Annotated in this window: 19 protein-coding genes; 2 read left to right on the top strand and 17 right to left on the bottom strand. The window is 72.5% G+C overall.

Annotated features, from left to right (window positions below; genetic code table 11):
• Window positions 1-13 precede the first annotated feature (13 nt).
• The 17 genes from gltB to ACH35V_RS27570 form a co-directional block, all read right to left on the bottom strand.
• Window positions 14-4,606 (bottom strand): glutamate synthase large subunit, encoded by a 4,593-nt coding sequence (gene gltB / locus ACH35V_RS27650; RefSeq protein WP_395976469.1) that lies wholly within the window; start codon window positions 4,604-4,606, stop codon window positions 14-16.
• A 243-nt stretch (window positions 4,607-4,849) separates the two neighbouring features.
• Window positions 4,850-5,914, bottom strand: coding sequence for a hypothetical protein (locus ACH35V_RS27645; protein ID WP_395976467.1), 1,065 nt, complete (start codon window positions 5,912-5,914; stop codon window positions 4,850-4,852).
• Between the two features lie 243 nt (window positions 5,915-6,157).
• The gene (locus ACH35V_RS27640) at window positions 6,158-6,958 is read right to left on the bottom strand and encodes a hypothetical protein (protein WP_395976465.1); all 801 of its coding nucleotides are present in this window, start codon (window positions 6,956-6,958) and stop codon (window positions 6,158-6,160) included.
• A 63-nt stretch (window positions 6,959-7,021) separates the two neighbouring features.
• Window positions 7,022-7,735, bottom strand: coding sequence for a VIT1/CCC1 transporter family protein (locus ACH35V_RS27635; protein ID WP_395976463.1), 714 nt, complete (start codon window positions 7,733-7,735; stop codon window positions 7,022-7,024).
• Between the two features lie 27 nt (window positions 7,736-7,762).
• The gene (lgt, locus tag ACH35V_RS27630; protein WP_395976461.1) at window positions 7,763-8,962 is read right to left on the bottom strand and encodes a prolipoprotein diacylglyceryl transferase; all 1,200 of its coding nucleotides are present in this window, start codon (window positions 8,960-8,962) and stop codon (window positions 7,763-7,765) included.
• Window positions 8,963-9,076: 114 nt separating this feature from the next.
• Entirely contained in the window at window positions 9,077-9,922 is an 846-nt protein-coding gene (locus tag ACH35V_RS27625; RefSeq protein WP_395976459.1) for a DsbA family protein, read from the bottom strand.
• Window positions 9,923-10,050: 128 nt separating this feature from the next.
• Window positions 10,051-10,827, bottom strand: coding sequence for a DsbA family protein (locus tag ACH35V_RS27620; protein ID WP_395976457.1), 777 nt, complete (start codon window positions 10,825-10,827; stop codon window positions 10,051-10,053).
• Between the two features lie 59 nt (window positions 10,828-10,886).
• A complete protein-coding gene (locus tag ACH35V_RS27615; RefSeq protein WP_395976455.1) occupies window positions 10,887-11,378 on the bottom strand; it encodes a vitamin K epoxide reductase family protein in 492 nt (163 codons plus the stop codon).
• Between the two features lie 160 nt (window positions 11,379-11,538).
• Window positions 11,539-12,363 carry a tryptophan synthase subunit alpha gene (gene trpA / locus ACH35V_RS27610; RefSeq protein WP_395976453.1) on the bottom strand — a complete coding sequence of 275 codons (825 nt, stop codon included), beginning with the start codon at window positions 12,361-12,363 and terminating at the stop codon, window positions 11,539-11,541.
• A complete protein-coding gene (gene trpB, locus ACH35V_RS27605) occupies window positions 12,360-13,583 on the bottom strand; it encodes a tryptophan synthase subunit beta (protein WP_395976451.1) in 1,224 nt (407 codons plus the stop codon). The genes trpA and trpB overlap by 4 nt, the downstream gene beginning before the upstream one ends.
• A gap of 109 nt (window positions 13,584-13,692) precedes the next feature.
• On the bottom strand, window positions 13,693-14,499 hold the full coding sequence (gene trpC, locus ACH35V_RS27600) for an indole-3-glycerol phosphate synthase TrpC (protein WP_395976449.1): 807 nt from the start codon (window positions 14,497-14,499) through the stop codon (window positions 13,693-13,695).
• 100 nt (window positions 14,500-14,599) lie between these two features.
• Entirely contained in the window at window positions 14,600-15,019 is a 420-nt protein-coding gene (locus ACH35V_RS27595) for a DUF2752 domain-containing protein (protein ID WP_395976447.1), read from the bottom strand.
• Window positions 15,020-15,051: 32 nt separating this feature from the next.
• Entirely contained in the window at window positions 15,052-15,714 is a 663-nt protein-coding gene (locus ACH35V_RS27590) for a response regulator transcription factor (RefSeq protein ID WP_395976445.1), read from the bottom strand.
• Window positions 15,711-16,295 (bottom strand): Trp biosynthesis-associated membrane protein, encoded by a 585-nt coding sequence (locus ACH35V_RS27585; RefSeq protein WP_395976443.1) that lies wholly within the window; start codon window positions 16,293-16,295, stop codon window positions 15,711-15,713. The genes ACH35V_RS27590 and ACH35V_RS27585 overlap by 4 nt, the downstream gene beginning before the upstream one ends.
• A gap of 13 nt (window positions 16,296-16,308) precedes the next feature.
• A complete protein-coding gene (gene hisI / locus ACH35V_RS27580) occupies window positions 16,309-16,692 on the bottom strand; it encodes a phosphoribosyl-AMP cyclohydrolase (protein ID WP_395976441.1) in 384 nt (127 codons plus the stop codon).
• 273 nt (window positions 16,693-16,965) lie between these two features.
• Window positions 16,966-17,172: a cold-shock protein gene (locus ACH35V_RS27575; protein ID WP_018657218.1), complete on the bottom strand. Its 207-nt coding sequence runs from the start codon at window positions 17,170-17,172 to the stop codon at window positions 16,966-16,968.
• 247 nt (window positions 17,173-17,419) lie between these two features.
• A complete protein-coding gene (locus ACH35V_RS27570; protein WP_395976439.1) occupies window positions 17,420-18,070 on the bottom strand; it encodes a TIGR03085 family metal-binding protein in 651 nt (216 codons plus the stop codon).
• 210 nt (window positions 18,071-18,280) lie between these two features.
• Here ACH35V_RS27570 and ACH35V_RS27565 point away from each other — a divergent pair, with 210 nt between their 5' ends.
• A complete protein-coding gene (locus tag ACH35V_RS27565; RefSeq protein ID WP_395977047.1) occupies window positions 18,281-20,128 on the top strand; it encodes an ABC transporter ATP-binding protein in 1,848 nt (615 codons plus the stop codon).
• Window positions 20,125-21,924, top strand: coding sequence for an ABC transporter ATP-binding protein (locus ACH35V_RS27560; protein WP_395976437.1), 1,800 nt, complete (start codon window positions 20,125-20,127; stop codon window positions 21,922-21,924). The genes ACH35V_RS27565 and ACH35V_RS27560 overlap by 4 nt, the downstream gene beginning before the upstream one ends.
• Window positions 21,925-21,935: the final 11 nt, after the last annotated feature.

Genomic DNA, 21,935 nt, shown 5'->3' with positions numbered 1-21,935 from the left:
AAGTCCCCCTCTCTCAGCTCTGCGCGGCGGCCATGACGGCCTCGTCCACGTCGCGTCCCTCGGCCTCGGCCTGCGCCATGGCGTCCAGGACGCGCCGGTAGTCACGCGGCATGATCTTGGTGAAGCGGGCGGCGGCGTCGTCCCAGTCGTCCAGGAGGCGGCGGGCGACGGCCGAGCCGGTCTCGTCGAGATGCCGTTCGACCAGCGTCCGGACGGAGTCCTCGTCGGCGGCGTCGAGCGGCTCCAGGGCGACCATCTCGCCGTTGACGCGCTCGGGCACCAGGTCCAGGACGTAGGCGATGCCGCCGGACATGCCGGCCGCGAGGTTGCGTCCCGTCCGGCCGAGGATCACGGCGCGGCCGCCGGTCATGTACTCGCAGGCGTGGTCGCCGACGCCCTCCACGACGGCGGTGGCGCCGGAGTTGCGGACGCAGAACCGCTCGCCGACGATCCCGCGCGCGAACAGCTCGCCGGACGTCGCGCCGTACAGGATGACGTTGCCGCCGATGATCTGCTCCTCGGCCGCGAACCCGGCGTCCGCTGGCGGACGCAGCGTCAGCCGCCCGCCCGACAGTCCCTTGCCGACGTAGTCGTTGGCGTCGCCGACCAGCCGCAGCGTGATGCCGCGCGGCACGAACGCGCCGAACGAGTTGCCCGCCGAGCCGGTGAACGAGACGTCGATCGTGTCGTCGCGGAGGCCCTCGCCGCCCCACTTCCGGGTGATCTCGTGGCCGAGCATGGTGCCGACCGTCCGGTTGACATTGCGGATCGGCAGCTCAAGCGTCACCGCGTCGCCGAACGCGATCGCGCCCTCGGAGAGCTGGATCAGCGTGTTGTCCAGCGCCTTCTCCAGGCCGTGGTCCTGGACGGTGGTGCGGTGCAGCGCGGCGCCGTCCGGTACCTCGGGCATGTGCAGGATCGGCGCGAGGTCCAGGCCGGACGCCTTCCAGTGCTCGACGGCCTCGCGGGTGTCGATCATCTCGACGTGCCCGATCGCCTCGTCCAGCGACCGGAACCCGAGCGCCGCCAGGTACTCGCGGACCTCCTCGGCGATGAACTCGAAGAAGTTGACGACGAACTCCGGCTTGCCCGCGAACCGCCGCCGCAGGACGGGGTTCTGCGTCGCGACGCCGACCGGGCAGGTGTCCAGGTGGCAGACCCGCATCATGATGCAGCCCGACACCACCAGCGGCGCGGTCGCGAAACCGTACTCCTCGGCGCCGAGGAGCGCGGCGACGACGACGTCCCGGCCGGTCTTCATCTGCCCGTCGGTCTGCACGACGATGCGGTCGCGCAGCCCGTTCAGCAGCAGCGTCTGCTGCGTCTCGGCGAGGCCCAGCTCCCACGGCGCGCCCGCGTGCTTCAGCGACGTCAGCGGGGACGCGCCGGTGCCGCCGTCGTGCCCGGAGATCAGCACGACGTCGGCGTGCGCCTTGGACACCCCGGCCGCGACCGTCCCGACCCCGACCTCCGCGACGAGCTTGACGTGCACGCGCGCCGCCGGGTTGGCGTTCTTCAGGTCGTGGATGAGCTGCGCCAGGTCCTCGATGGAGTAGATGTCGTGGTGCGGCGGCGGCGAGATGAGGCCGACGCCGGGCGTGGAGTGCCGGGTCTTGGCGATCCACGGGTACACCTTGTGGCCGGGCAGCTGGCCGCCCTCGCCGGGCTTGGCGCCCTGCGCCATCTTGATCTGGATGTCGTCGGAATTCGTCAGGTACTCGGACGTGACCCCGAACCGGCCCGACGCGACCTGCTTGATCGCGCTGCGGCGCAGGTCGCCGTTCTCGTCCGGGGTGAAGCGCACCGGGTCCTCGCCGCCCTCACCGGTGTTGGACTTGCCGCCGAGCCGGTTCATCGCGATCGCGAGGGTCTCGTGCGCCTCCGCGGAGATCGACCCGTACGACATCGCGCCGGTGGAGAACCGCTTCACGATCTCCGATACGGGCTCGACCTCGTCCAGCGGGACGGGCTCCCGCTCACCCTCCTTCAGCCGGAACAGGCCGCGGAGCGTCATCAGCTTCTCCGCCTGCGAGTCGACCTTGGAGGTGTACTCCTTGAAGATCTCGTAGCGGCGGGTGCGGGTGGCGTGCTGCAGCTTGAACACCGTGTCCGGGTTGAACAGGTGCGGCTCGCCCTCGCGGCGCCACTGGTACTCGCCGCCGACGTCGAGCGTCCGGTGCGCGAGGTCGTTGCCGCCCGGCGGGTAGGCGCGGGCGTGCCGCTCGGCGGACTCGCGGGCCAGCACGTCGAAGCCGACGCCGCCGAGCCGGGACGTGGTGCCGGTGAAGCAGCGCGACACGACGTCCTCGCCGAGGCCGATCGCCTCGAAGATCTGCGCGCCGGTGTAGGACGCGACCGTCGACACGCCCATCTTCGACATGACCTTCAGGACGCCCTTGCCGTACGCCTTCACCAGGTTCCGGACGGCCTTCGCCTCGTCCAGGTCCTCGATGCCGCCGCCGCGGACGAGGTCCTCGACGGTCTCGATCGCCAGGTACGGGTTGATCGCGGACGCGCCGTACCCGATCAGCAGCGCCATGTGGTGGCACTCGCGGGCCTCGCCCGTCTCGATCACCAGGCCGACCCGGGTGCGGGTCTTCTCCCTGATCAGATGGTGGTGGACGGCCCCGGTCAGCAGCAGCGACGGGATCGCGGCGCGGCCGGAGTCGGCGCCCCGGTCCGACAGCACGATGATGCGGGCGCCGGCGTCGATGGCCCGGCTCACCTCGGAGTTGATCTCCTCCAGGCGGGCCTCCAGGGCCGCTCCCCCGCCGGCGACGTCGTACAGGCCCTGCACGACGTGGGCCTGCAGATGCGGCAGCGACCCCTCGTCGTCGATGTGGATGATCTTGGACAGCTCGTCGTTGTCCAGGATCGGAGTGGGCAGGACGAGCCGCCGGCACGAGTCCGGGCCCGGCTCCAGGAGGTTGCCCTCCGGGCCGAGCGTGGACTGCAGCGAGGTGACCAGCTCCTCGCGGATCGCGTCCAGCGGCGGGTTCGTGACCTGCGCGAACAGCTGCTTGAAGTAGTCGAACAGCAGCCGCGGGCGCTCCGACAGCACGGCGATCGGGGTGTCGGTGCCCATCGAGCCGATCGGCTCCGCGCCCGTCCGCGCCATCGGCGTCAGGATGATCCGCTGCTCTTCCAGCGTGTACCCGAACGTCTGCTGCCGCTTGACCAGCGTGTCGTGCGTCGGGATCTCCCGCTCGCGCTGCGGCAGCTCCTCGAACCGGACGAGGCCCTCGTGCAGCCACTGCCCGTACGGGTGCTCGGCGGCCAGCTCGGCCTTGACCTCGTCGTCCTCCACGATCCGGCCGGCGGCCGTGTCCACCAGGAAGATCTTGCCGGGCTGCAGCCGTCCCTTCCGGACGACGTCCGCCGCCGGGATGTCGAGCACGCCCGCCTCGCTGGCCAGCACGACCAGGCCGTCGCGCGTCACCCAGTACCGGCCGGGGCGCAGCCCGTTGCGGTCCAGGACCGCTCCGACGACGGTGCCGTCGGTGAAGCTGACGCTGGCGGGACCGTCCCACGCCTCCATCAGCGTGGAGTGGAACTCGTAGAACGCGCGGCGCTCCGCGTCCATCTCCGTGTGGTTCTCCCACGCCTCCGGGATCATCATCAGCACGGCGTGCGGCAGCGACCGGCCGCCGAGGTGCAGCAGCTCCAGGCACTCGTCGAACGACGCGGTGTCGCTGGCCTCGATGTCGATCACCGGGTAGATCCGGGACAGGTCGCCGGGCAGCAGGTCGGACTTCAGCAGCGCCTCGCGGGCCCGCATCCAGTTCCGGTTGCCCTTCACCGTGTTGATCTCGCCGTTGTGCGCGATGAACCGGTACGGGTGGGCCAGCTCCCAGGCCGGGAACGTGTTCGTCGAGAACCGGGAGTGGACGAGCGCGATCGCGCTGGTGAAGCGCCGGTCGGACAGGTCGGGGAAGAACGGCTCCAGCTGCGGCGTCGTCAGCATCCCCTTGTAGACGATCGTCCGGCTGGACAGGCTCGGGAAGTAGACGTTCACGTCCTGCTCGGCGCGCTCGCGCATGCAGAACACGACGCGGTCCAGCTCCAGGCCGGTATTGCCCTCGTGCGGGCCGCCGGCGGCGGGAGCCAGGAACATCTGGGCGAACTGCGGCATGACGCGGCGGGCGGCCGGGCCGGTGAAGTCGGGGTCGTGCGGGAGCTCGCGCCACCCGAGGACCGTCAGGCCCTCCTCGGCGCAGAGCGTCTCGACGTGGGCGGTCACGGCGGCGCGCTCGTCGCCGTCCTGCGGCAGGAACGCGATCCCGGCCGCGTACGCGCCGGGCTCGGGGAGCGGGAAGTCGCAGACCTCGCGGAAGAACGCGTCCGGGATCTGGACGAGGATGCCGACGCCGTCGCCGTCGTCCGGCTCCGCGCCGACCGCCCCGCGGTGGTCGAGGTTCTTCAGGACGGTCAGGGCCTTCTGCACGATGTCGTGGCTCGTGCGGCCGTGCAGGTCGGCGACCATCCCGACGCCGCAGGCGTCATGCTCGTTCGCCGGGTCGTACAGTCCCTGGGCGGGGGGCCGTCCCGTCGCGGCGGGTCCGGTGCCGGGCGCACGGCCGGCGGGTGTGAGGGCAGCAGCAGCCATGAAACCCTCCGTCGTCGTCTTGTCACTGCTTCGGTGTCAGTGCAGGCTCGGGACGACGTTGGCCCTGCTGCGGTGAGATGACATTACATCACTGCCGGGATCATGCCCGAAGGCACCAGATCACGAAACTTCCGGACGCGGATCGACCGTGCGTCATCTCACAGTGGTTTAGACCAGTTTACCGGTACGCCCTCGGCGCGAAAGGCGCTGACCTCGGTGAGCATCGTCACCGGCGCACAAGGTTTACGTGCGGGCGGCGCGGCCGAGCACCGCCGGGGCCTTGCCGCCCTCGATCAGCAGGGACAGCAGCGTCTCGTCCTTCTCGTCGCCCTTGCCGTCCAGCCGCTGCGCCCACGTGACCACGGCGAAGTGGCCCATCGCCAGGCCGCGCGCCATCCCGAAGCCGTGCCCGAACCGGTCCAGCGGCGCGGGCGCCTCCAGCGGCCGGACGAACCCCGCGCCGAGCGTCTTCTCCAGCGTCGCGACGAACCGGTCCGCGTCCGCCGAACCGGCCAGGTTGAACACGGCGACGGCCAGCCCGTACCCCTTCTTGGTATCTGAGTAGATCCCGCGGACCGCCTGCGTGCAGCCGCCCTTGCCCAGCACCTCGCCGACCGTCGCGCCCCACACGGCGGCGGCGCAGTCGGCGTCCAGGCGCTTGGCGCGCAGCTTCACCTCGACGTCGCCGTCCGGGACGGTCAGCGTCGCGGCCGACGACGGGAACGACTCCCCGATCGTCAGCGGTTTGGCGTCCGAGCCACGTGCGGCGATGCCCGCGTACGCGGACGTCGACGGCGAGTTCGAGTACGAGACTGGCGACAGGCCGTTCCGCGCCGGCTTCCCGATACGCACGTTGCCCACGTCGCCGCCCGCGGGGGCGCCGTCCTCGCCGCTCAGGCCCACCACCGCGCCGATCGCGAGCAGCACGACCAGGCCGAGGACGGCGGCCGCGCCGAAGTACAGCTTCGGCCCGTACCCGGCCGGACGTGCCTGGCGCTTCCGGCCCGTCTTGCGCGGCCCGCGCGCGTCCCGGGACGGCCCGATCGGCAGCTCGGCCATGCCGACGCGCTGGTCGGCCCCGCCGTCGCGCCGATCCGGCCCGCCGCCGCGCTGCTTCGGCGTCCGGTCGCGGCCCTTCTGCTTCCGGCCGCGCCGCTTCGCCTTCCCGGCACGCGGATCGACCCTGCCGTCGCGGGCGTCAGGCCCGCCGCCGCGGTGGTCCGGCATCGCGCGGGGCTCGCCGGGGCGCGAGGGCGGGACCGGGCCGGACGCGTTCCGGTAGCCGGGCCCGTCGTCCTCGTAAGGCATGCGCGGCGGAGGCGGGGCAGAACGGTCCGGACGCTGCGGACGGCGAGCCGGGGTGCGCGGGCGGGGCGCTCCGGTGCGGCCCGGAGCCGACCTGCGCGGTGCGGGCTGCCCTCGGCCCTGGCGGTTCACCGGCGCCCGCCGGGGGCCGCCGCGGCGGTGCTCATCAGGTTCCACGGTTCATCGGGCTCCACGACCGCGCAGACTACTGCTCGCCGGCCGGCGACACGCCCGCACGCGGCCGGATCACTGCCCGGGCTTCCCGGTGGCGGCCAGGTCGAGCCGCCCGTACAGGAAGTCGGCGGCGTTCTCGACGACCAGGCTCACATCGATCATCTCGTTGAGCGAGGCGGGCTGCGCCCCGCCGGCCCGCTCCACCAGCGTCAGCACCGCGTAGTGGCCGTAGGTCTTGGCGTAGGCGGCGCTGAACCCGGCGCCGGTCGCGGGCACGCCGGGCGCCTTCAGCAGGGTCGGCCAGCCCGCCTTCGTCCGCGGGTCCAGGTCGCGCAGGATCTGCTTGACGCCCTCCACCCCGGACAGGTTGATCACGACGAAGTGGCCGACGTGCTTCTTGTCGGCGCTCACGTACGCGGAGCGGGCGATCTGGGTGCAGCCGAACTTGGCGAGGTCGCCCTGCAGGCGGGCGCCCCAGGTCGCGGCCTTGCAGTCGGAGCTCAGGTCGGACGCGGCGAGCGAGAACGAGTAGCCCGTGGACTTCAGGCTCTTCGCGGAGAACGCCTCGCCCTCGGTGATCGCGCGTCCGTCGGCGGACCGCTCGGCGATCTGGCGGAAGCCCTCGCCGTTGTAGTCCGGCGTGTACGCGGTCGGGAGGACCTCACGGGGGGCGGCCTTCTCCTCCGTCCCGCCGCCGGTCAGCATCAGCACGGCGACTACCGCGACGACCACGGCGACCAGCGCGGCGGCCGCGCCGTACAGCAGCTTCGGACTGGGGAGCCGGCGGCCGGGCTTGTCGTCGTCCGGCCAGAAGTCCTGCCCGCCGCCCCTGCCCGGGGTCTCGCGGGAGCCTGTGTCACGAGCCTCGATCACGTCCGGGAGCTTAGCGGCCCCGGCGCCCTCCGCGTGGCCAAAAGGGCGTTTCATCCAGATTCCTCAGCCCGTGCCGATCAGCGCGCCGACCCCGTAGGTGATCGCCGCGGCGGCGGCGCCGAACGCCAGCTGCCGCGTCCCGCCGAACCACCAGGCGCGGGCCGTCACCCGCGACACCAGCGCGCCCGCGGCGAACAGGCCGAGCGCGGCGACGCCCGCCGCAGGCCACAGCGTGGACGCGCCCAGCAGGTACGGCAGCACCGGCAGCATCGCCCCGACCGCGAACGACAGGAACGACGAGCCCGCCGCCAGCACCGGGGACGGCAGTTCGCCGGGCGTCACCCCGAGCTCCTCCTTGGTGTGCACCTCAAGGGCGTCGTCCGGGTCGCGGGACAGCTGCCGCGCGACCTCCGCCGCGGTGTCCGGGTCGACGCCGCGCGCCTCGAAGACCCCGGCCAGTTCCCGCTCCTCGGCCCCCGGATGCCGGGCGAGCTCGCGCCGCTCCACCTCGATCTCCGCCTCGGCCAGCTCCGACTGGGACGCGACCGAGATGTACTCCCCCGCCGCCATCGAGAACGCGCCCGCCGCCAGCCCGGCGAGGCCCGCGAGCAGGACGACCCGCTGGCTCGCCTGGCCGCCCGCGATGCCCGCGATCAGCGCGAAGTTGGAGACCAGGCCGTCCATCGCGCCGAACACCGCGGGCCGCAGCCAGCCGCCGGTGACGTCGCGGTGCTGGTGGTGGCGCTCCGGGCGCACGCCGGGCTTCCCGCTGGTCATCTCCCCCGCACCGGTCGCCTGAGCCGACTACTGCTTCCCGTCTTTGACGGGCTCCCCTTCGGATTCCTCTTCCTCTACCCGCTCGGGGTCGGCGACACCGTCGTCCTTCGCGTCCTCGACGACGGTCTCGGCGGCGGGCTCGGCGGCATCGTCTTCCGGCTCGGCGTCGGTCTTCGTCTTCTCGGCGGATTCGGCGGATTCGGCGTCCTCGGCGGCCGGTTCGGGCTGCTCCAGTATCTCGGTGGCCTCTTCGCCCTCGGACTCGACCACCGTGGGCGCGTCCTCGCCGGCGTCCGCCTCGTCCTTCGGCTCGGGGTCCTCGCCGGGCTCCGCCTCGGTCCCGGCGTCCGTGACCGTCGCGCCGGACGCGGTCTCCTCGGCGGGACGGCCCATGTTCTCCGGCCCGGTGAGGTTGCGCGCCCGGTACATGTAGGCGACCGCGCCGGCGAACAGGATGATCGACGTCCAGTCGTTCAGCCGCAGCCCGAGGACCTCGTGGGCCTCGTCGATGCGCAGCGCCTCGATCCAGGCGCGGCCCAGGGTGTAGGCGGCGACGTAGAGCGCGAACGCGCGCCCGTGCGTGAGGTTGTAGCGGCGGTCGGCCCAGATGATCAGGGCCGCGACGCCGACGCACCACAGGAACTCGTACAGGAACGTCGGGTGGTAGGTGGCGATGTCGGCGTACTCGGGGTCGAGCGCGGGCCCGCCGTCCAGCACCGGACGGTGGTTCTCGTCGATCTCGATGGCCCAGAAGGCGTCGAGCGGCCGTCCGTACAGCTCCTGGTTCCAGTAGTTGCCCCACCGGCCGATGGCCTGCGCGAGGACGATGCCCGGCGCGACCGCGTCGGCGAGCGCGAGCGCGGAGATCCCGCGCCGCCGGCAGCCGATGATCGCGCCGACCGCGCCCAGCGCGACCGCGCCCCAGATGCCGAGGCCGCCCTTCCAGATCTCCAGCGCGCGGAGCGGGTCGCCGTCCGCGCCGAAGTAGCGCTGGTAGTCGGTGAGGACGTGGTAGAGCCGCCCGCCGACCAGGCCGAACGGCACCGCCCACACGGCCATGTCGACGACCACGCCGGGCGTGCCGCCCTTGGCTGCCCAGCGCCGTTCGCCCAGCCAGACGGCGACGACGATGCCAAGAATGATCATGACGGCGTAGGCGCGGATCGGGACGGGCCCGAGGTGCCAGACGCCCTGCGAGGGACTCGGAATGTAGGCCAGCGGCTCCATGCCCGCAGACGTTACCGCCTCCGGGGCGCGGATCGCGCGGTCTCCGCCACGCCGCCGGGTCGCCCCCGCCACACCGCGCGGTCGCCCCCGCCTACGGCTCCCGGCCGCCCTCCGCTACGGCGCCGGGTCGGCGCCGATCTCCGTCCCGTCCGAGCGGGTGGCGCCGGGCGCGGGGGCCGGGGCTCCGGCCGCCGCGGCGACGGCCTTCTTCAGGTCGTCCGGGGAGCCGAGGGCGCCGGCGCCGATCTTCCGTCCGTTCAGCGCCAGGTACGGGGTGGCGTCGACGCCGGCCCGCCCGGCCTGCGCGCTCGCCTTCTCCACCAGGTCGATCTTCTGGGAGCCGTTGACGCAGGCGGCGAACGCGGGGTCGGCGACGCCCTGCTCGGCGCCCCAGTCGATCAGGTCCGCGTTGCTGAAGCCCCTGTCGCCCTCCACCGGCTGCTCGGCGAACAGCCTGTCGTGGTACCGGACCCACCGTTCGGCCGGGACGCAGGCGGCGGCGTTCGCGGCACGCCGCGAGTTCGACATCAGCGGGTCCTGCTGGAAGAGCTGGAACGGGCGGTAGACGACCTTCACCTTGCCCTCGGCGGCGAGCTGCTTGATCGTCCCGCCGAGCCGCTGCTCCAGCAGCTTGCACGCGGGGCACTGGAAGTCCTCGTACAGGTCCAGGACGGGTGCGGTGACGCCCGGCTGCGCCATCGCGACGGCGCCGTACTGCTCGCGGGTCGTCGGCGCCAGCGGACCCTTGTAGGAGTCCTCGAACGTCTCGCCCCCGCTGTTGCGGGAGACGGCCACGACCACCACCGCGACCACGACCGCCGCCGCGACGACCCCGCCGAGGACGACCACCAGCAGCCGCTGCCGCTGCCCCCGGGCCGCGGCCCGCGCCTGTTCGTCCCCGAGCCGTCCCTGCGCCGAAGGCCCGCTCCCCTGCTCGCTCATCGATCCCCCGATCGCCACTGTGCGTGATTGTGCGCTCGCACGAGCGTAGCGGGACGGGCCGTCTCCGGACGGTGAAAACGCCGCGCCGCGCCGTCCCCGCCGGGTGGGAGGGGTCGGCGCGGCGCGCGATGGTCAGGGGCGGGGCGTCACTTGCCGGCCGCGCGGGCCGAGTCGATGACCGCCCGCAGGCCGCCGGGGTTCATGACCTGGTTCGTGTCGAGTTTCTGGCCGTTGAGGAACACCGTCGGCGTGCCGTCGACGCCGCGGGTCTGCAGGGCGTACTTGGTCATCGCGTCGACCTGCGGCTTCTTCTGCTCGTCCCGCACGCACTTCTCGAAGTTCGCGTCGGTGACGCCGACGTCCTTGCCCCATTTGACGAGGTCGTCGGGCGCGAAGCCCTCGTCGCCCTCGGCGGGCTGGAACTTGTAGAGCGCCTCCTGGTAGGAGACCCACTTGTCGGCCGGGACGCAGAGCGCCGCCGCCGCCGAGCGCAGCGAGTTGATCTTGATCGGGTCCTTCTGCTGGCCGAAGAGGTGGAACGGCCGGTAGACGACCTTGACCTTGCCCTCCAGCGCGAGCTGCTGGACGGTCTTGCCGGTGGCCTCCTCGAACTGCTTGCAGATCGGGCACTGGAAGTCCTCGAAGATCTCCAGTTCCGGCTTGGTCACCCCGGCCTTGGCCATGACGATGGAGCCGTCCGCCTGGCGGCTGAGCGGGGCGAGCGCGCCCTTGTGCGCCTCGGCCCGCCCGTTCTTGCGCTGCTGGTCGACGATCAGGACGGTCCCGACCACGATGACCGCCACCGCGACCACCGAGCCGAGGACGATCGCGAGCAGCCGCCGCTGCTTGGAACGCGACTCCTGCCGCTTTCGCTCGGCGGCCAGGCGCTCCCGCGCGGACCGCTCCCGTGCGGCCTTGCTCATGGGGTTTCTCCTATTGCGTGTGGGCCGCGCCGGCACCGTGCGGCGCGGTCACGGCGAGACTAGTCGACTTGACCGATTCGCCGGAATTCGTCGATGAGAACGAGAAGGAAGAGCAGGACGGTCACGACGTGTACACCGGTGCACCACAGGCAGATTTTGTGCAAGATTGCCAATTCCACGGTGACGAGGTAAACGACGAAGAGCACGCCGACCGACACGCTCGCCACCCGTCCCCAGCGCAACGGCGGCCAGGCCGACCGCAGCGCCCACGGGGTGATCAGCGCGGCGAACGCGACGAAGAAGGCCAGGCCGAGCAGCGGCATCGGGATCCCGGCCAGCGTGGAGTAGTCGCTGGTCGTGACCGCGTGGCAGTCGACGGTCTTGGACGCCGAGCACACCAGCGCCCCTTCGTCGTAGTGCGTGATCGTCAGGTAGACGGAGATTCCGAGCCCGGCGATCGTCAGGATCCAGGCCGTGACCAGGAACCATGCGGGCGGCAACGGCGGCGCGGCCGTACCGGCCCGTTCCTTCGCCGTCATCTCTTGCGTCATCGTGATCCTTCCAGGACCGTCTCACCCGGCGAACACACCTTACGGGAGAGCGGCGGCATCACAAGCCCAACACGGAGGCGCCGTCCGCGAGATCCCGCCCCCGCGCCCGCCCCGCCCGCCGAATGATCGTCAGACCCGCACAACACCCCGCCGATGATCGTCAGCGGGGTGTGCGGACGCCCTCGGCCAGTTCCTCGGTGAGGGTGCGGAGGCCGGTGAGGCCGGAGGCGAGGTCGGGGGCGTCCAGGAGGCGGCGGACGAACGCCGATCCGACGATCACCCCGTCCGCGAACCGGGCGACCTCGGCGGCCTGCGCGCCGTCGCCGACGCCGAGGCCGAGGCCGACCGGCAGGGCCGTCCCGCCCTTGTCGATCATGGCGCGGGTCCGCTCCACCAGGCGCGGGGCGCCGGTGTCGACCGCGGTGCGGGCGCCGGTGACGCCCATCAGCGACGCCGCGTACACGAACCCGCGGCACAGCCCGGTGATCTTCTCGATGCGCTCGTCGGTGGAGCTGAGCGCGACGAGGAACACCCGGTCGAGGCCCGGCCCCTCGCCGTGCGCGTCGGACGCCTCCAGCCACGCGCCGCCCTCCTCCGGCGTGAGGTCGGGCGTGATCAGGCCGGAGCCGCCGGCCGACGCGAGGTCGCGGGCGAACCGGTCGACGCCGTAGTGGTCGACGGGGTTCCAGTACGTCATGACGAGGGTGGGGACGCCGGTGGCGGCGACGGCCTCGACCGTCCGGAACACGTCGGCGACGCGGACGCCGCCGACGAGCGCCTGGTGGACGGCGTCCTGGATGGTGGGGCCGTCCATCATCGGGTCGGTGTAGGGCAGCCCGATCTCGATGACGTCGCAGCCCGCGTCGACCATCGTCTTCAAGGCGTCGATGGAGCCCTCGTAGGTGGGGAACCCGGCGGGCAGGTAGCCGACGAGCGCGGCGCGTCCCTCGGCCTTGGCCTTGTCGTAGGCGGTCTGGACGCTCACTGGCCCTCCCCCTCGGAGATCAGGCCGAAGAACCCGGCGGCCGTGTGCATGTCCTTGTCGCCGCGTCCGGACAGGCACACGACGATCGTGGCGTCCTGCCCCAGTTCGGCGCCGACCTTGAGCGCGCCCGCGAGCGCGTGCGCGGACTCGATGGCCGGGATGATGCCCTCGGTGCGGCAGAGCAGCGAGAACGCGTCCATCGCCTCCGCGTCGGTGATCTCCCGGTACTCGGCGCGGCCGGAGTCGTGCAGCCACGCGTGCTCGGGGCCGACGCCGGGGTAGTCGAGGCCGGCGGAGATCGAGTGGGTCTCCTGGGTCTGGCCGTCCTCGTCCTGCAGCAGGTAGGTGCGCATGCCGTGGATGACGCCGAGGGACCCGCCGACGAGCGTCGCGGCGTGCCTGCCGGTGGCGACGCCGTCGCCGCCCGCCTCGAAGCCGAACAGCCGGACGGACTCGTCCGGGACGAAGGCGTGGAACGTCCCGATCGCGTTGGACCCGCCGCCCACGCAGGCGACGACGGCGTCCGGCAGCGAGCCGGTCAGCTCCAGGCACTGCCGCCGCGCCTCGACCCCGATGATCCGCTGGAAGTCGCGGACCATCATCGGGAACGGGTGCGGGCCCATGACGGAGCCGATGCAGTAGTGGGTGTTCTCGACGCTGGCGACCCAGTCGCGGAACGCCTCGTTGCAGGCGTCCTTGAGGGTGCGGCTGCCGGTCGTCACCGGGACGACCTCGGCGCCGAGCATCCGCATCCGCGCGACGTTGAGGGCCTGCCGCTCGGTGTCGACCTCGCCCATGTAGACGGTGCAGTCCAGGCCTAGCAGCGCCGCCGCCGTGGCGGTCGCGACGCCGTGCTGCCCGGCGCCCGTCTCGGCGATCACGCGGGTCTTGCCCATCCGGCGGGTCAGCAGCGCCTGGCCGAGCACGTTGTTGATCTTGTGGGAGCCGGTGTGGTTGAGGTCCTCGCGCTTGAGCAGCACGCGGGCGCCCGCGTGCGCGGAGAAGCGCTTCGCCTCGGTCAGCAGGCTCGGACGGCCCGCGTAGTTCGCGAGCAGGTCGTCCAGCTCGGCGGTGAAGGCGGGGTCGTGCCTGGCGGTCTCGAACTCGCGGGTCAGCTCGTCCAGCGCCGCCATCAGCGCCTCGGGGGCGAACCGGCCGCCGAACGATCCGAAGTGGCCCGTGGCGTCGGGCACGGCACCGCGCGCGGTGTCGATGGTCATGGGAAACGCGTCCTGTCGTACGAGAAGGGGCTTGTCACCGAGTCGGACAGAAGCCCCGCCATCGCTCCCGGAGCGGTTCGACCTGCATGTTCGTAGCCTATCCAGTCCGTCAGCCGCTTTGCCGCAGGGCGGGGTGGGCGCCGGCGGCGACGAGGTCGGCGACCGCGGTGCGCGGGTCCTTGCCGATCACCAGGCTCTCCCCGACCAGCACCGCGTCGGCGCCGCTGGAGGCGTAGGCGAGCAGGTCGTGCGGGCCCCGCACCCCCGACTCGGCGATCTTCACGATCTCCTTGGGGATGAGCGGCGCGACCCGCGCGAACACGCCGCGGTCGACCTGCAGCGTCTTCAGGTCGCGCGCGTTCACGCCGATGACCTTGGCGCCCGCGGCGACGGCGCGCTCGGCCTCCTCCTCGGTGTGCGCCTCCACCAGCGGGAGCAGCCCGATCGACTCGGCCCGCTCGACCAGCGACACCAGCGCGTCCTGCTCCAGCGCGGCGACGATGAGCAGGGCCATGTCGGCGCCGTGCGCCCGCGCCTCCCACAGCTGGTAGGACGTGACGATGAAGTCCTTGCGCAGGACGCTGACGCCGACGTTGGCGCGGACCGCGGCGAGGTCGTCCAGGCTGCCGCCGAACCGGCGCCGCTCGGTCAGCACGCTGATCACCTTCGCGCCGCCGGACTCGTAGTCGCGGGCGAGGGCGGCGGGGTCGGCGATCGCGGCGAGCGCGCCCTTGGACGGGCTGCTGCGCTTGACCTCGGCGATCACCGAGACGCCGGGGCCGCGCAGCGCGGCGAGCGCGTCCCGTGGGGCGGGGGCGGCCGCCGCCCGCTCCTTCAGGGCGTCGAGCGGAACCTCACGCTGCCTTTCGGCGAGATCGGCCCGGACGCCCTCAACGATCTCGTCCAAAACGCTCAAGGTCGCAGGCCCCCCTATTTCAGGTCGTTCCGTGCACCGATCGTAGCCGCCCCCTGGAACGCTCTCGGCATCCGGGGACCCCTCCCGCGGCCGCCGCCGCTCAGGGCGCCAGCGCCGCGGCGAACGGCAGGTTGCGGACGACCCAGTACACGGCGAGCGCGCCGACGAACGAGTACACCACGACCGGCCTGAACAGAGCGGACCGCATCGGCATCCCCCGCGCGCCCAGCACCGTCCACCGGACGAACATGTATCCGAACACCGGCAGCAGGACGAAGACCAGCGGATTGAATCCGAACGCCGTCCCCACGTCCCCGTGCGTGAGCGCGTGGACGAGCCGCATCATCCCGCACCCGGGGCAGTAGTACCCGGTCATCGCCAGGAAAGGGCAGCTCGGGTAGTGCCCCGCCTCGTTCGGGTCCCGGAACGCCACCAGCAGCGCCCCCGCGACGACCCCGCCCAGCACAAGCCCCTGCGGCAGCAACGTCCGCCGAGCCGAGTCCGAAGCCGCGCGGGTCACATCGTCCACCCTAGGAGCCTCCACGCGAGACCTCACCTGTCGAGGACGTAGCCGACGCCCCGGACGGTCCTGATCGGGTTGCCTTCGCCGAGTTTGGCGCGGAGCTGGGCGACGTGGACGTCGACCGTGCGGCTTCCGGCGCCCGCGCCGGGGCCCCAGGCCGCGTCGAGGAGCTGCTCGCGGGTGAAGACGCGGCCGGGATTGGCCATCAGGAATTCGAGGAGGTCGAACTCGGTGACGGTGAGGGTGACGCGGCGGTCGCCGATGACGGCGACGCGGCCCTCGGGGTCGAGGGCGACGGCGCCCGCGCGGAGCGGGCCTGGCGCCTCGGCGGGGTCGCCGCGGAGCGCGTCGGCGACCGCGCCGACCAGGACGCGGGGGCTGAAGGGCCGGTCGACGTGGTGCTCGCCGAGGGCGCGGGCGAGGGCGGGGTCCAGCGGGCCGGTCACGGCGATGACGGGCGCGGGTCGCGCGGCCTCCGCCACGCGCCGGTACAGGTCGGCGGGCAGCGCGGAGACGGACAGGTCGAGGACGACGACGTCCGGGCGCCCGCGTTCGGCGGCGGCGGGGGCCCGGCCGGGATCGGCCTCGATCTCGACGTCGAAGCCCTCGCGGGCGAGGTAGCGGCGCTGCAGCTCGGCGACGGCCGGGTCGTGCTCGACGACGAGGACGAGCCCGCCGCCCTCGGTGTTCACGGCCGCCCGTTCTTCTGGGCGGTGGGGTCCTCGCCGCGGTCGAGGGACTTCCACAGGGCGGACGGGTCGTCGTCGGCGGCGGGCGTCCGCGGGGCCGCGCGCTCGTAGCGTGCGGACATGCCGGGCCAGCGCGCTCCGCGCACAGCCGTGACGCCCCCGGCGACGACGAGGAGCACGCCGCCGGCGACGGAGACGATCCACCAGAGGTTGACCTGCAAGGCGGGGTCGGCGCCGAGCTTGATGAGAGCGCTCTCGTCGCCGGCGGCGGACAGCACGTTGGCGCGCTGGACGGCGGCGGTCGAGGCGTAGGCGATGCCTGCGCCGAACAGCGCGATGAGGACGCCGACGCCCGCGCGGACACGGCCGCGGGTGGCGAAGAGCGCGGCGAGGCCCGCGAGCGCGGCCCAGCCGAGCGCGCCGGCCGCGCCGCCGAGGTCGCCGCCGGTCAGTTTCTGGCTGAACGGGGTGATGGCGTCCTCGGCCTCGACGACGGCCCAGGTGCGGCCGGCGGCGAGCAGGACGAGACCGGCCCCGGCGGCGCACAGCAGCGCCGTCACGCCGCGCTCGCGCCCCGGGGTCATCGGCCCGGCCCGGTCACGACGCCGGGTCGGGGCGTTCGCCGACGACGGCGTCCAGGACGTCGGCGTCCCAGCAGGTGCGGTCGCCGGTGTGGCAGGCGGCGCCGACCTGGTCGACCTTCACCAGGATCGCGTCGGCGTCGCAGTCGAGCGCGACCGACTTGACCCACTGCTGGTGGCCCGAGCTCTCGCCCTTCACCCAGTACTCCTGGCGGCTGCGGGACCAGTAGGTGCAGCGCCCTGTGGTGAGGGTGCGATGCAGCGCCTCGTCGTCCATCCAGCCGAGCATGAGCACCTCGCCGGTGTCGTACTGCTGGGCGATGGCGGGCACGAGGCCGCCGGCGTCGCGCTTGAGCCGGTCAGCGATCTTGGGGTCCAGGCCGGACGAAGGAACGGACATGGCCTAGATCCTATGGCAGCCCAGCTCAGCCACCGAAGCAACCCCGCGACAACCCAAACGCTTGCGATCGCGACCGAAGGCAGGTTTCGAGCTAGCGAGAAACCTGATCGCGCAGCGAGCCGCAAGGCGAGCCGAAGCGATGCAGCGATCGCGCCGCGTTTCTCGACGATGGAGGGCCCCCAGGGCCCGAAGGAGGAGAGAAACGCAATGAACACGCGAAAGGACCCGTCTCCCTGGCGAAGGGGGACGGGCCCTGACGTACGACTACGGGCTTTACAGGGGGACGACCTGGTCGGCCTGCGGACCCCGGTTACCCTGCGTCACCTCGAACTGGACGCGCTGGTTCTCGTCCAGCGTGCGGTACCCGGAGCTCTGGATGGCCGAGTAGTGCACGAACACGTCCGGTCCGCCGCCGTCCACAGCGATGAAACCGAAGCCCTTCTCGGCGTTGAACCACTTCACGGTGCCCTGCTGGGGCATGTCTTTCTCCTTGCGGCAAAACCTGGGCCCACACCTCGCGGGCCCGTGCGGTCGCTGCGGAACGCTCTCGCCCCCGGTACGGTCCCGGAAAAGCCAAAACGCCCGCTGCCATCAGTCCGCGGGCGTCTGCACGATCGAGAACCACGACTGCAACCGACCGGACCACCGTATCACCGGTTCCGCGTAAAGCGGAGGAGCCGCAAGGCTTGCGATTCTCCTCTCCGCGAACCACGCCGTTACCTGGCCGTTAAAGACTCCAACCGGTCTCGGTCAGGGTCTTGACAGCGTCCGTCGCCCCGGTGAGACGGACGTTCGCGACGTCGCGGCGGCCCAGTGCCCACAGGACGAGTTCGCCGACCGGGCCGTGGACGCGGACGGCCCCGCGACCCCGGCCGGACACGCGCAGGCTGCGGCCGTCCGGCTGGACCAGCGTTACCCGAACATGAACTTTTCTTAGGACAAAGCGGGCAATTCTTATCCGTCGCCAGAGCAGTTCCTCGAACTCCGGGGAGATCTCCCGCGGCTCCCAGTCGGGACGTGCGCGGCGGATGTCCTCATGGTGAACAAAGAACTCAACGCCGTTCGCGATTTTGTCCACGCCGGGAAGCGCGTACGGCGAGAACTTCGGCGGTCCGAGCCGAATCCGTTCAACCAGACGGTCGAACGGAACGGTCCGCGCCGTGCGGCGCCGCACGCGCTCGGTGTAGAAGGACAACGGCGGCAGAAGTATTCCCGGGGCGGCGTCGGGACGCCTCTCGCGGACGACCAGATGTGCGGCCAGATCGCGGGCGTCCCAGCCGGCGCATTCGGTGGCCGCGTCCGGTCCCGCCTCCGCGAGGGCGTCGGCCAGCGCTCGGCGTTCGCGCCGGACGGGCCCGTCGTCCTCCTGGGTGCTCATCGCCTGATCGTAGGCCGGGGCGGGCGGGGCGGACAGGGCGCGGCGGGCGCGGCGGGAATAAGCGCGCGGGCCGGATGGTAGGCATATCCAGGCCCGCAAACCCCCACAACCCGGTCGCGGGGGGCCATTGTCCCGGGCGCCAGCCGTGATCGAGGAGTAGCCGTGCCACCTGCGTCCAGACGCGTCAGCCCGCATGTCCTCCGGGAGGGGATGGGCGTGCTGTGGGTCGCGGTGAAGGCCGAGCCCCGGGTCTTCACGCTGTCGGTCCTCGCCAGCGCGCTGTACGCGGCGATGACCGTGGCGACCGCGACGGTGCTCGGGTGGGCGACCGAGGAGGTCGTGCTGCCCGCGTTCGAGTCGGGGGACACCACGGCCGGGTCGCTGGGCCTGGCCGCCGTGCTGATCATCGGGGTGGCGCTGCTGAAGGCGGTCGGCGTCGCGGGGCGCCGGTTCTACGCGGGCCTCATGCAGTACCGGCTGCAGGCCGAGTACCGGCGCGCGGTCACCCGGCAGTACCTGCGGCTGCCGCTCGCGTGGCACCACAGGCACCCGACGGGGCAGCTGCTGTCGAACGCCAACGCGGACGTCGAGGCGGTGTGGGCGCCGATCGCGCCGCTGCCGATGGCGGTCGGCGTGGTGTTCATGCTGCTGATCTCGGCGGTGTCGATCATGGTCACCGACATGGTCGTGGCCGGGGTCGGGTTCCTGGTCTTCCCCGCCGTCGCGCTGATCAACGTCGTGTACCAGCGGCGGCTGTCGCCGGTGGCGACCCGCGCGCAGCAGCTGCGCGCGGAGGTCAGCGAGGTCGCACACGAGAGCTTCGAGGGCGGCCTGGTCGTCAAGACCCTGGGGCGCGAGGAGTCCGAGACGGAGCGGTTCACCGAGCGGGCGGAGGCGCTGCGGGACGCGAACGTCGCGGTCGGGCGGATCCGCGGGCTGTTCGACCCGGTGCTGGAGGCGCTGCCGAACCTCGGCGTCCTGGCCGTCCTGCTGATCGGGTCGCTGCGGCTGGAGTCCGGGGCGATGTCGCCGGGCGACCTGGTGAACGTCGCGTACCTGTTCACGCTGCTGTCGTGGCCGATCCGGGCGCTGGGCTGGGTGCTGGGCGAGGTGCCGCGCAGCGTCGTCGGCTGGGAGCGGGTCCGGGGCGTCCTGGACGCGCGCGGCTCCCTCCCGTACGGGGACGGCTCCCTGAACGGGGGCGGGAAGGCGACGGCGCTAGAGGTCCGGGACGTCCGGTTCGCCTACGAGTCGAAGGCGGACGGCAACGGCGACGCGGCGGCGGGACGGCACGTCCTGCACGACGTGTCGTTCGCCGCCTCCCCCGGCCGGACGATCGCGGTGGTCGGCCCGACGGGCTCCGGCAAGTCGACGCTCACCTCGCTGCTCGTCCGGCTCGTCGACCCGGCGGACGGGACCGTCCTCCTGGACGGCGTCGACCTCCGCGACGTCGGGCGCGGCGGCGTCGCCGAGACGGCCGCGCTCGTCCCGCAGCAGACGTTCCTGTTCGACGACACCGTCCGGGGCAACGTGACGCTCGGCCTCGACGTCCCCGACGAGCGGGTGTGGGAGGCGCTCCGCCTCGCGCAGGCCGAGGGGTTCGTCGCGGCGCTGCCCGGCGGGCTCGACACCCGGGTCGGGGAGCGCGGGGCGACGCTGTCGGGCGGGCAGCGGCAGCGGCTCGCGCTGGCGCGGGCGCTGGTCCGGCGGCCCCGGCTGCTCGTCCTGGACGACGCGACGTCCAGCGTCGACCCGCAGGTGGAGGCGCGCATCCTGCAGAGCCTCCGGGAAGCGCAGTCCGCGGAGGCGGGCGGCGCGACCGTCGTGGTCGTCGCCTACCGCAAGGCGACGATCGCGCTGGCGGACGAGGTCGTCTACCTGGACCACGGCCGCGTCACCGCCCGCGGCGCTCACGCGGATCTGCTGGAGCGCTCCGAGGGTTACCGCAACCTCGTGACCGCCTACGAGAGAGCCGAGGCCGAACGGGTGGAAGCGGAGCAGGAACGGGTGGAAGCGGAGCAGACGGCCGTCGAAGGCGGAGAGGAGGCCCTCACATGACGGTCGCCACTGGAACGGGGATCAGCAACACGTCGACGTCGGAAGGCGCCCTGAGCACGCTCAAGCGCGGCATCCTGCTGAGCCCGGAGTTCAGCGCAGGGCTGGCCGGGACGCTGCTGCTCGCGCTGCTGTCGACGGCCGGGCGCGTGGTGGTGCCCATCGCCGTCCAGCAGACGATCGACAAGGGCCTCGGCGGCGACGGCGGCGGCCCCGACATCGGGTTCATCCGGACGGCGGTCGCGCTGTGCGCGGTGGCGGTGCTGGTGACGGCCGTGTGCTCGTACCTGATGAACGTCCGGCTGTACAAGACGTCCGAGGGCGGGCTGGCGGGGCTGCGGATCAAGGCGTTCCGGCACGTGCACGACCTGTCGATGCTGACCCAGAGCGGCGAGAAGCGCGGCGCGCTGGTGTCGCGGGTGACCGGCGACGTCGACCAGATCAGCCAGTTCATGCAGTCGGGCGGGCTGATGTTCATCGTGTCGATCGGGCAGCTCGTCGTGGCGAGCATGCTCATGGTCGTCTACTCGTGGCAGCTGGCGCTGCTCGTGTGGCTGTCGTTCCTGCCGCTCGCGTGGGCGCTGCGGCACTTCCAGCGGATCCTGTCCGCCGCCTACATGGGGGTGCGGGAGAAGATGGGCGACCTGCTGGCGGCGGTCAGCGAGTCCGTCGTCGGCGCCCCCGTGATCCGCGCGTACGCGTCCGAGGACCGGACGGGCCGGCGCGTGAACGAGACCGTCGACGCCCACCGCGACGCGCAGACCCGCGCGCAGGCGATGGTGGCGCTGACCTTCCCGGTCAGCGAGCTGGTCGCCGCCGTCGCGACCGCCGCCGTGGTCATCGCCGGGACGCTGCTCGGCATCGCCGGCCACCTGTCGGCCGGCGAGCTGGTCGCGTTCCTGTTCCTGGTCACGCTGTTCGTCAGCCCGATGCAGACCGCGACCGAGGTGTTCAACCAGGCGCAGAACGCGATCGCCGGATGGCGGCGGGTGCTCGGCGTGCTGGACACCGTCCCGGACGTCGCCGACCCCGGCGACGACGGCGAGACGCTGCCGCGCGGGCCGATCGAGGTGCGGTTCGAGTCCGTCGGGTTCGCCTACCCGGGCGGGCCGCCCGTCCTGCACGACGTGACCGTCGACATCGCGCCGCGCAGCCGCGTCGCGGTCGTCGGCGAGACGGGCTCGGGCAAGACGACGTTCGCCAAGCTCCTCACCCGCCTCATGGACCCGGTGTCCGGACGGATCCTCGTGGACGGCGTGCCGCTGGACCGGATCCGGTTCTCCTCGCTCCGCGAGCGGATCGTCATGGTGCCGCAGGACGGGTTCCTGTTCGACGCGTCCCTGGCCGACAACATCCGGTATGGGCGTCCGGACGCGTCCGACGCCGATCTCGTCCTCGCCCTGACCGAACTCGGCCTCGCCGACTGGCTCGACGGGCTCCCCGACCGCCTGGACACGCCCGTCGGGCAGCGCGGCGAGTCGATGTCGGCGGGCGAGCGGCAGCTCGTCGCGCTGGCCCGCGCCTACATCGCCGACCCGGACCTCCTCGTCCTGGACGAGGCCACGTCCGCCGTCGACCCGGCCACGGAGGTGCGCATCCAGCGCGCCCTGGAGGGCGTCACCCGGGGCCGCACCGCGATCTCCATCGCGCACCGGCTGTCCACCGCCGAGGCCGCGGACGAGGTCGTCGTCTTCGACGCGGGACGGATCGTCCAGCGCGGCCCGCACGCCGAACTGGTCGCCGAACCCGGCGTCTACGCCGACCTCCACACGTCCTGGATCACACAACGGACCCTGTGACCCAAAGGGGG

Origin of the sequence: Actinomadura sp. 1N219, assembly GCF_044326405.1 — a bacterium.
Classification (GTDB): domain Bacteria; phylum Actinomycetota; class Actinomycetes; order Streptosporangiales; family Streptosporangiaceae; genus Spirillospora.
Note: the sequence above shows the minus strand (reverse complement) of the source record. Positions and strands in the feature narration are given on the sequence as shown.

Bases quoted from the DNA above. Each gene is read 5' to 3' on its own strand.
- gltB (WP_395976469.1), bottom strand. From the start codon at position 4,606: ATGGCTGCTGCTGCCCTCACACCCGCCGGCCGTGCGCCCGGCACCGGA.
- ACH35V_RS27645 (WP_395976467.1), bottom strand. From the start codon at position 5,914: ATGCCTTACGAGGACGACGGGCCCGGCTACCGGAACGCGTCCGGCCCG.
- ACH35V_RS27635 (WP_395976463.1), bottom strand. From the start codon at position 7,735: ATGACCAGCGGGAAGCCCGGCGTGCGCCCGGAGCGCCACCACCAGCAC.
- lgt (WP_395976461.1), bottom strand. From the start codon at position 8,962: ATGGAGCCGCTGGCCTACATTCCGAGTCCCTCGCAGGGCGTCTGGCAC.
- ACH35V_RS27620 (WP_395976457.1), bottom strand. From the start codon at position 10,827: ATGAGCAAGGCCGCACGGGAGCGGTCCGCGCGGGAGCGCCTGGCCGCC.
- ACH35V_RS27615 (WP_395976455.1), bottom strand. From the start codon at position 11,378: ATGACGCAAGAGATGACGGCGAAGGAACGGGCCGGTACGGCCGCGCCG.
- trpB (WP_395976451.1), bottom strand. From the start codon at position 13,583: ATGACCATCGACACCGCGCGCGGTGCCGTGCCCGACGCCACGGGCCAC.
- ACH35V_RS27585 (WP_395976443.1), bottom strand. From the start codon at position 16,295: ATGACCCCGGGGCGCGAGCGCGGCGTGACGGCGCTGCTGTGCGCCGCC.
- hisI (WP_395976441.1), bottom strand. From the start codon at position 16,692: ATGTCCGTTCCTTCGTCCGGCCTGGACCCCAAGATCGCTGACCGGCTC.
- ACH35V_RS27575 (WP_018657218.1), bottom strand. From the start codon at position 17,172: ATGCCCCAGCAGGGCACCGTGAAGTGGTTCAACGCCGAGAAGGGCTTC.
- ACH35V_RS27570 (WP_395976439.1), bottom strand. From the start codon at position 18,070: ATGAGCACCCAGGAGGACGACGGGCCCGTCCGGCGCGAACGCCGAGCG.
- ACH35V_RS27565 (WP_395977047.1), top strand. From the start codon at position 18,281: ATGGGCGTGCTGTGGGTCGCGGTGAAGGCCGAGCCCCGGGTCTTCACG.
- ACH35V_RS27560 (WP_395976437.1), top strand. From the start codon at position 20,125: ATGACGGTCGCCACTGGAACGGGGATCAGCAACACGTCGACGTCGGAA.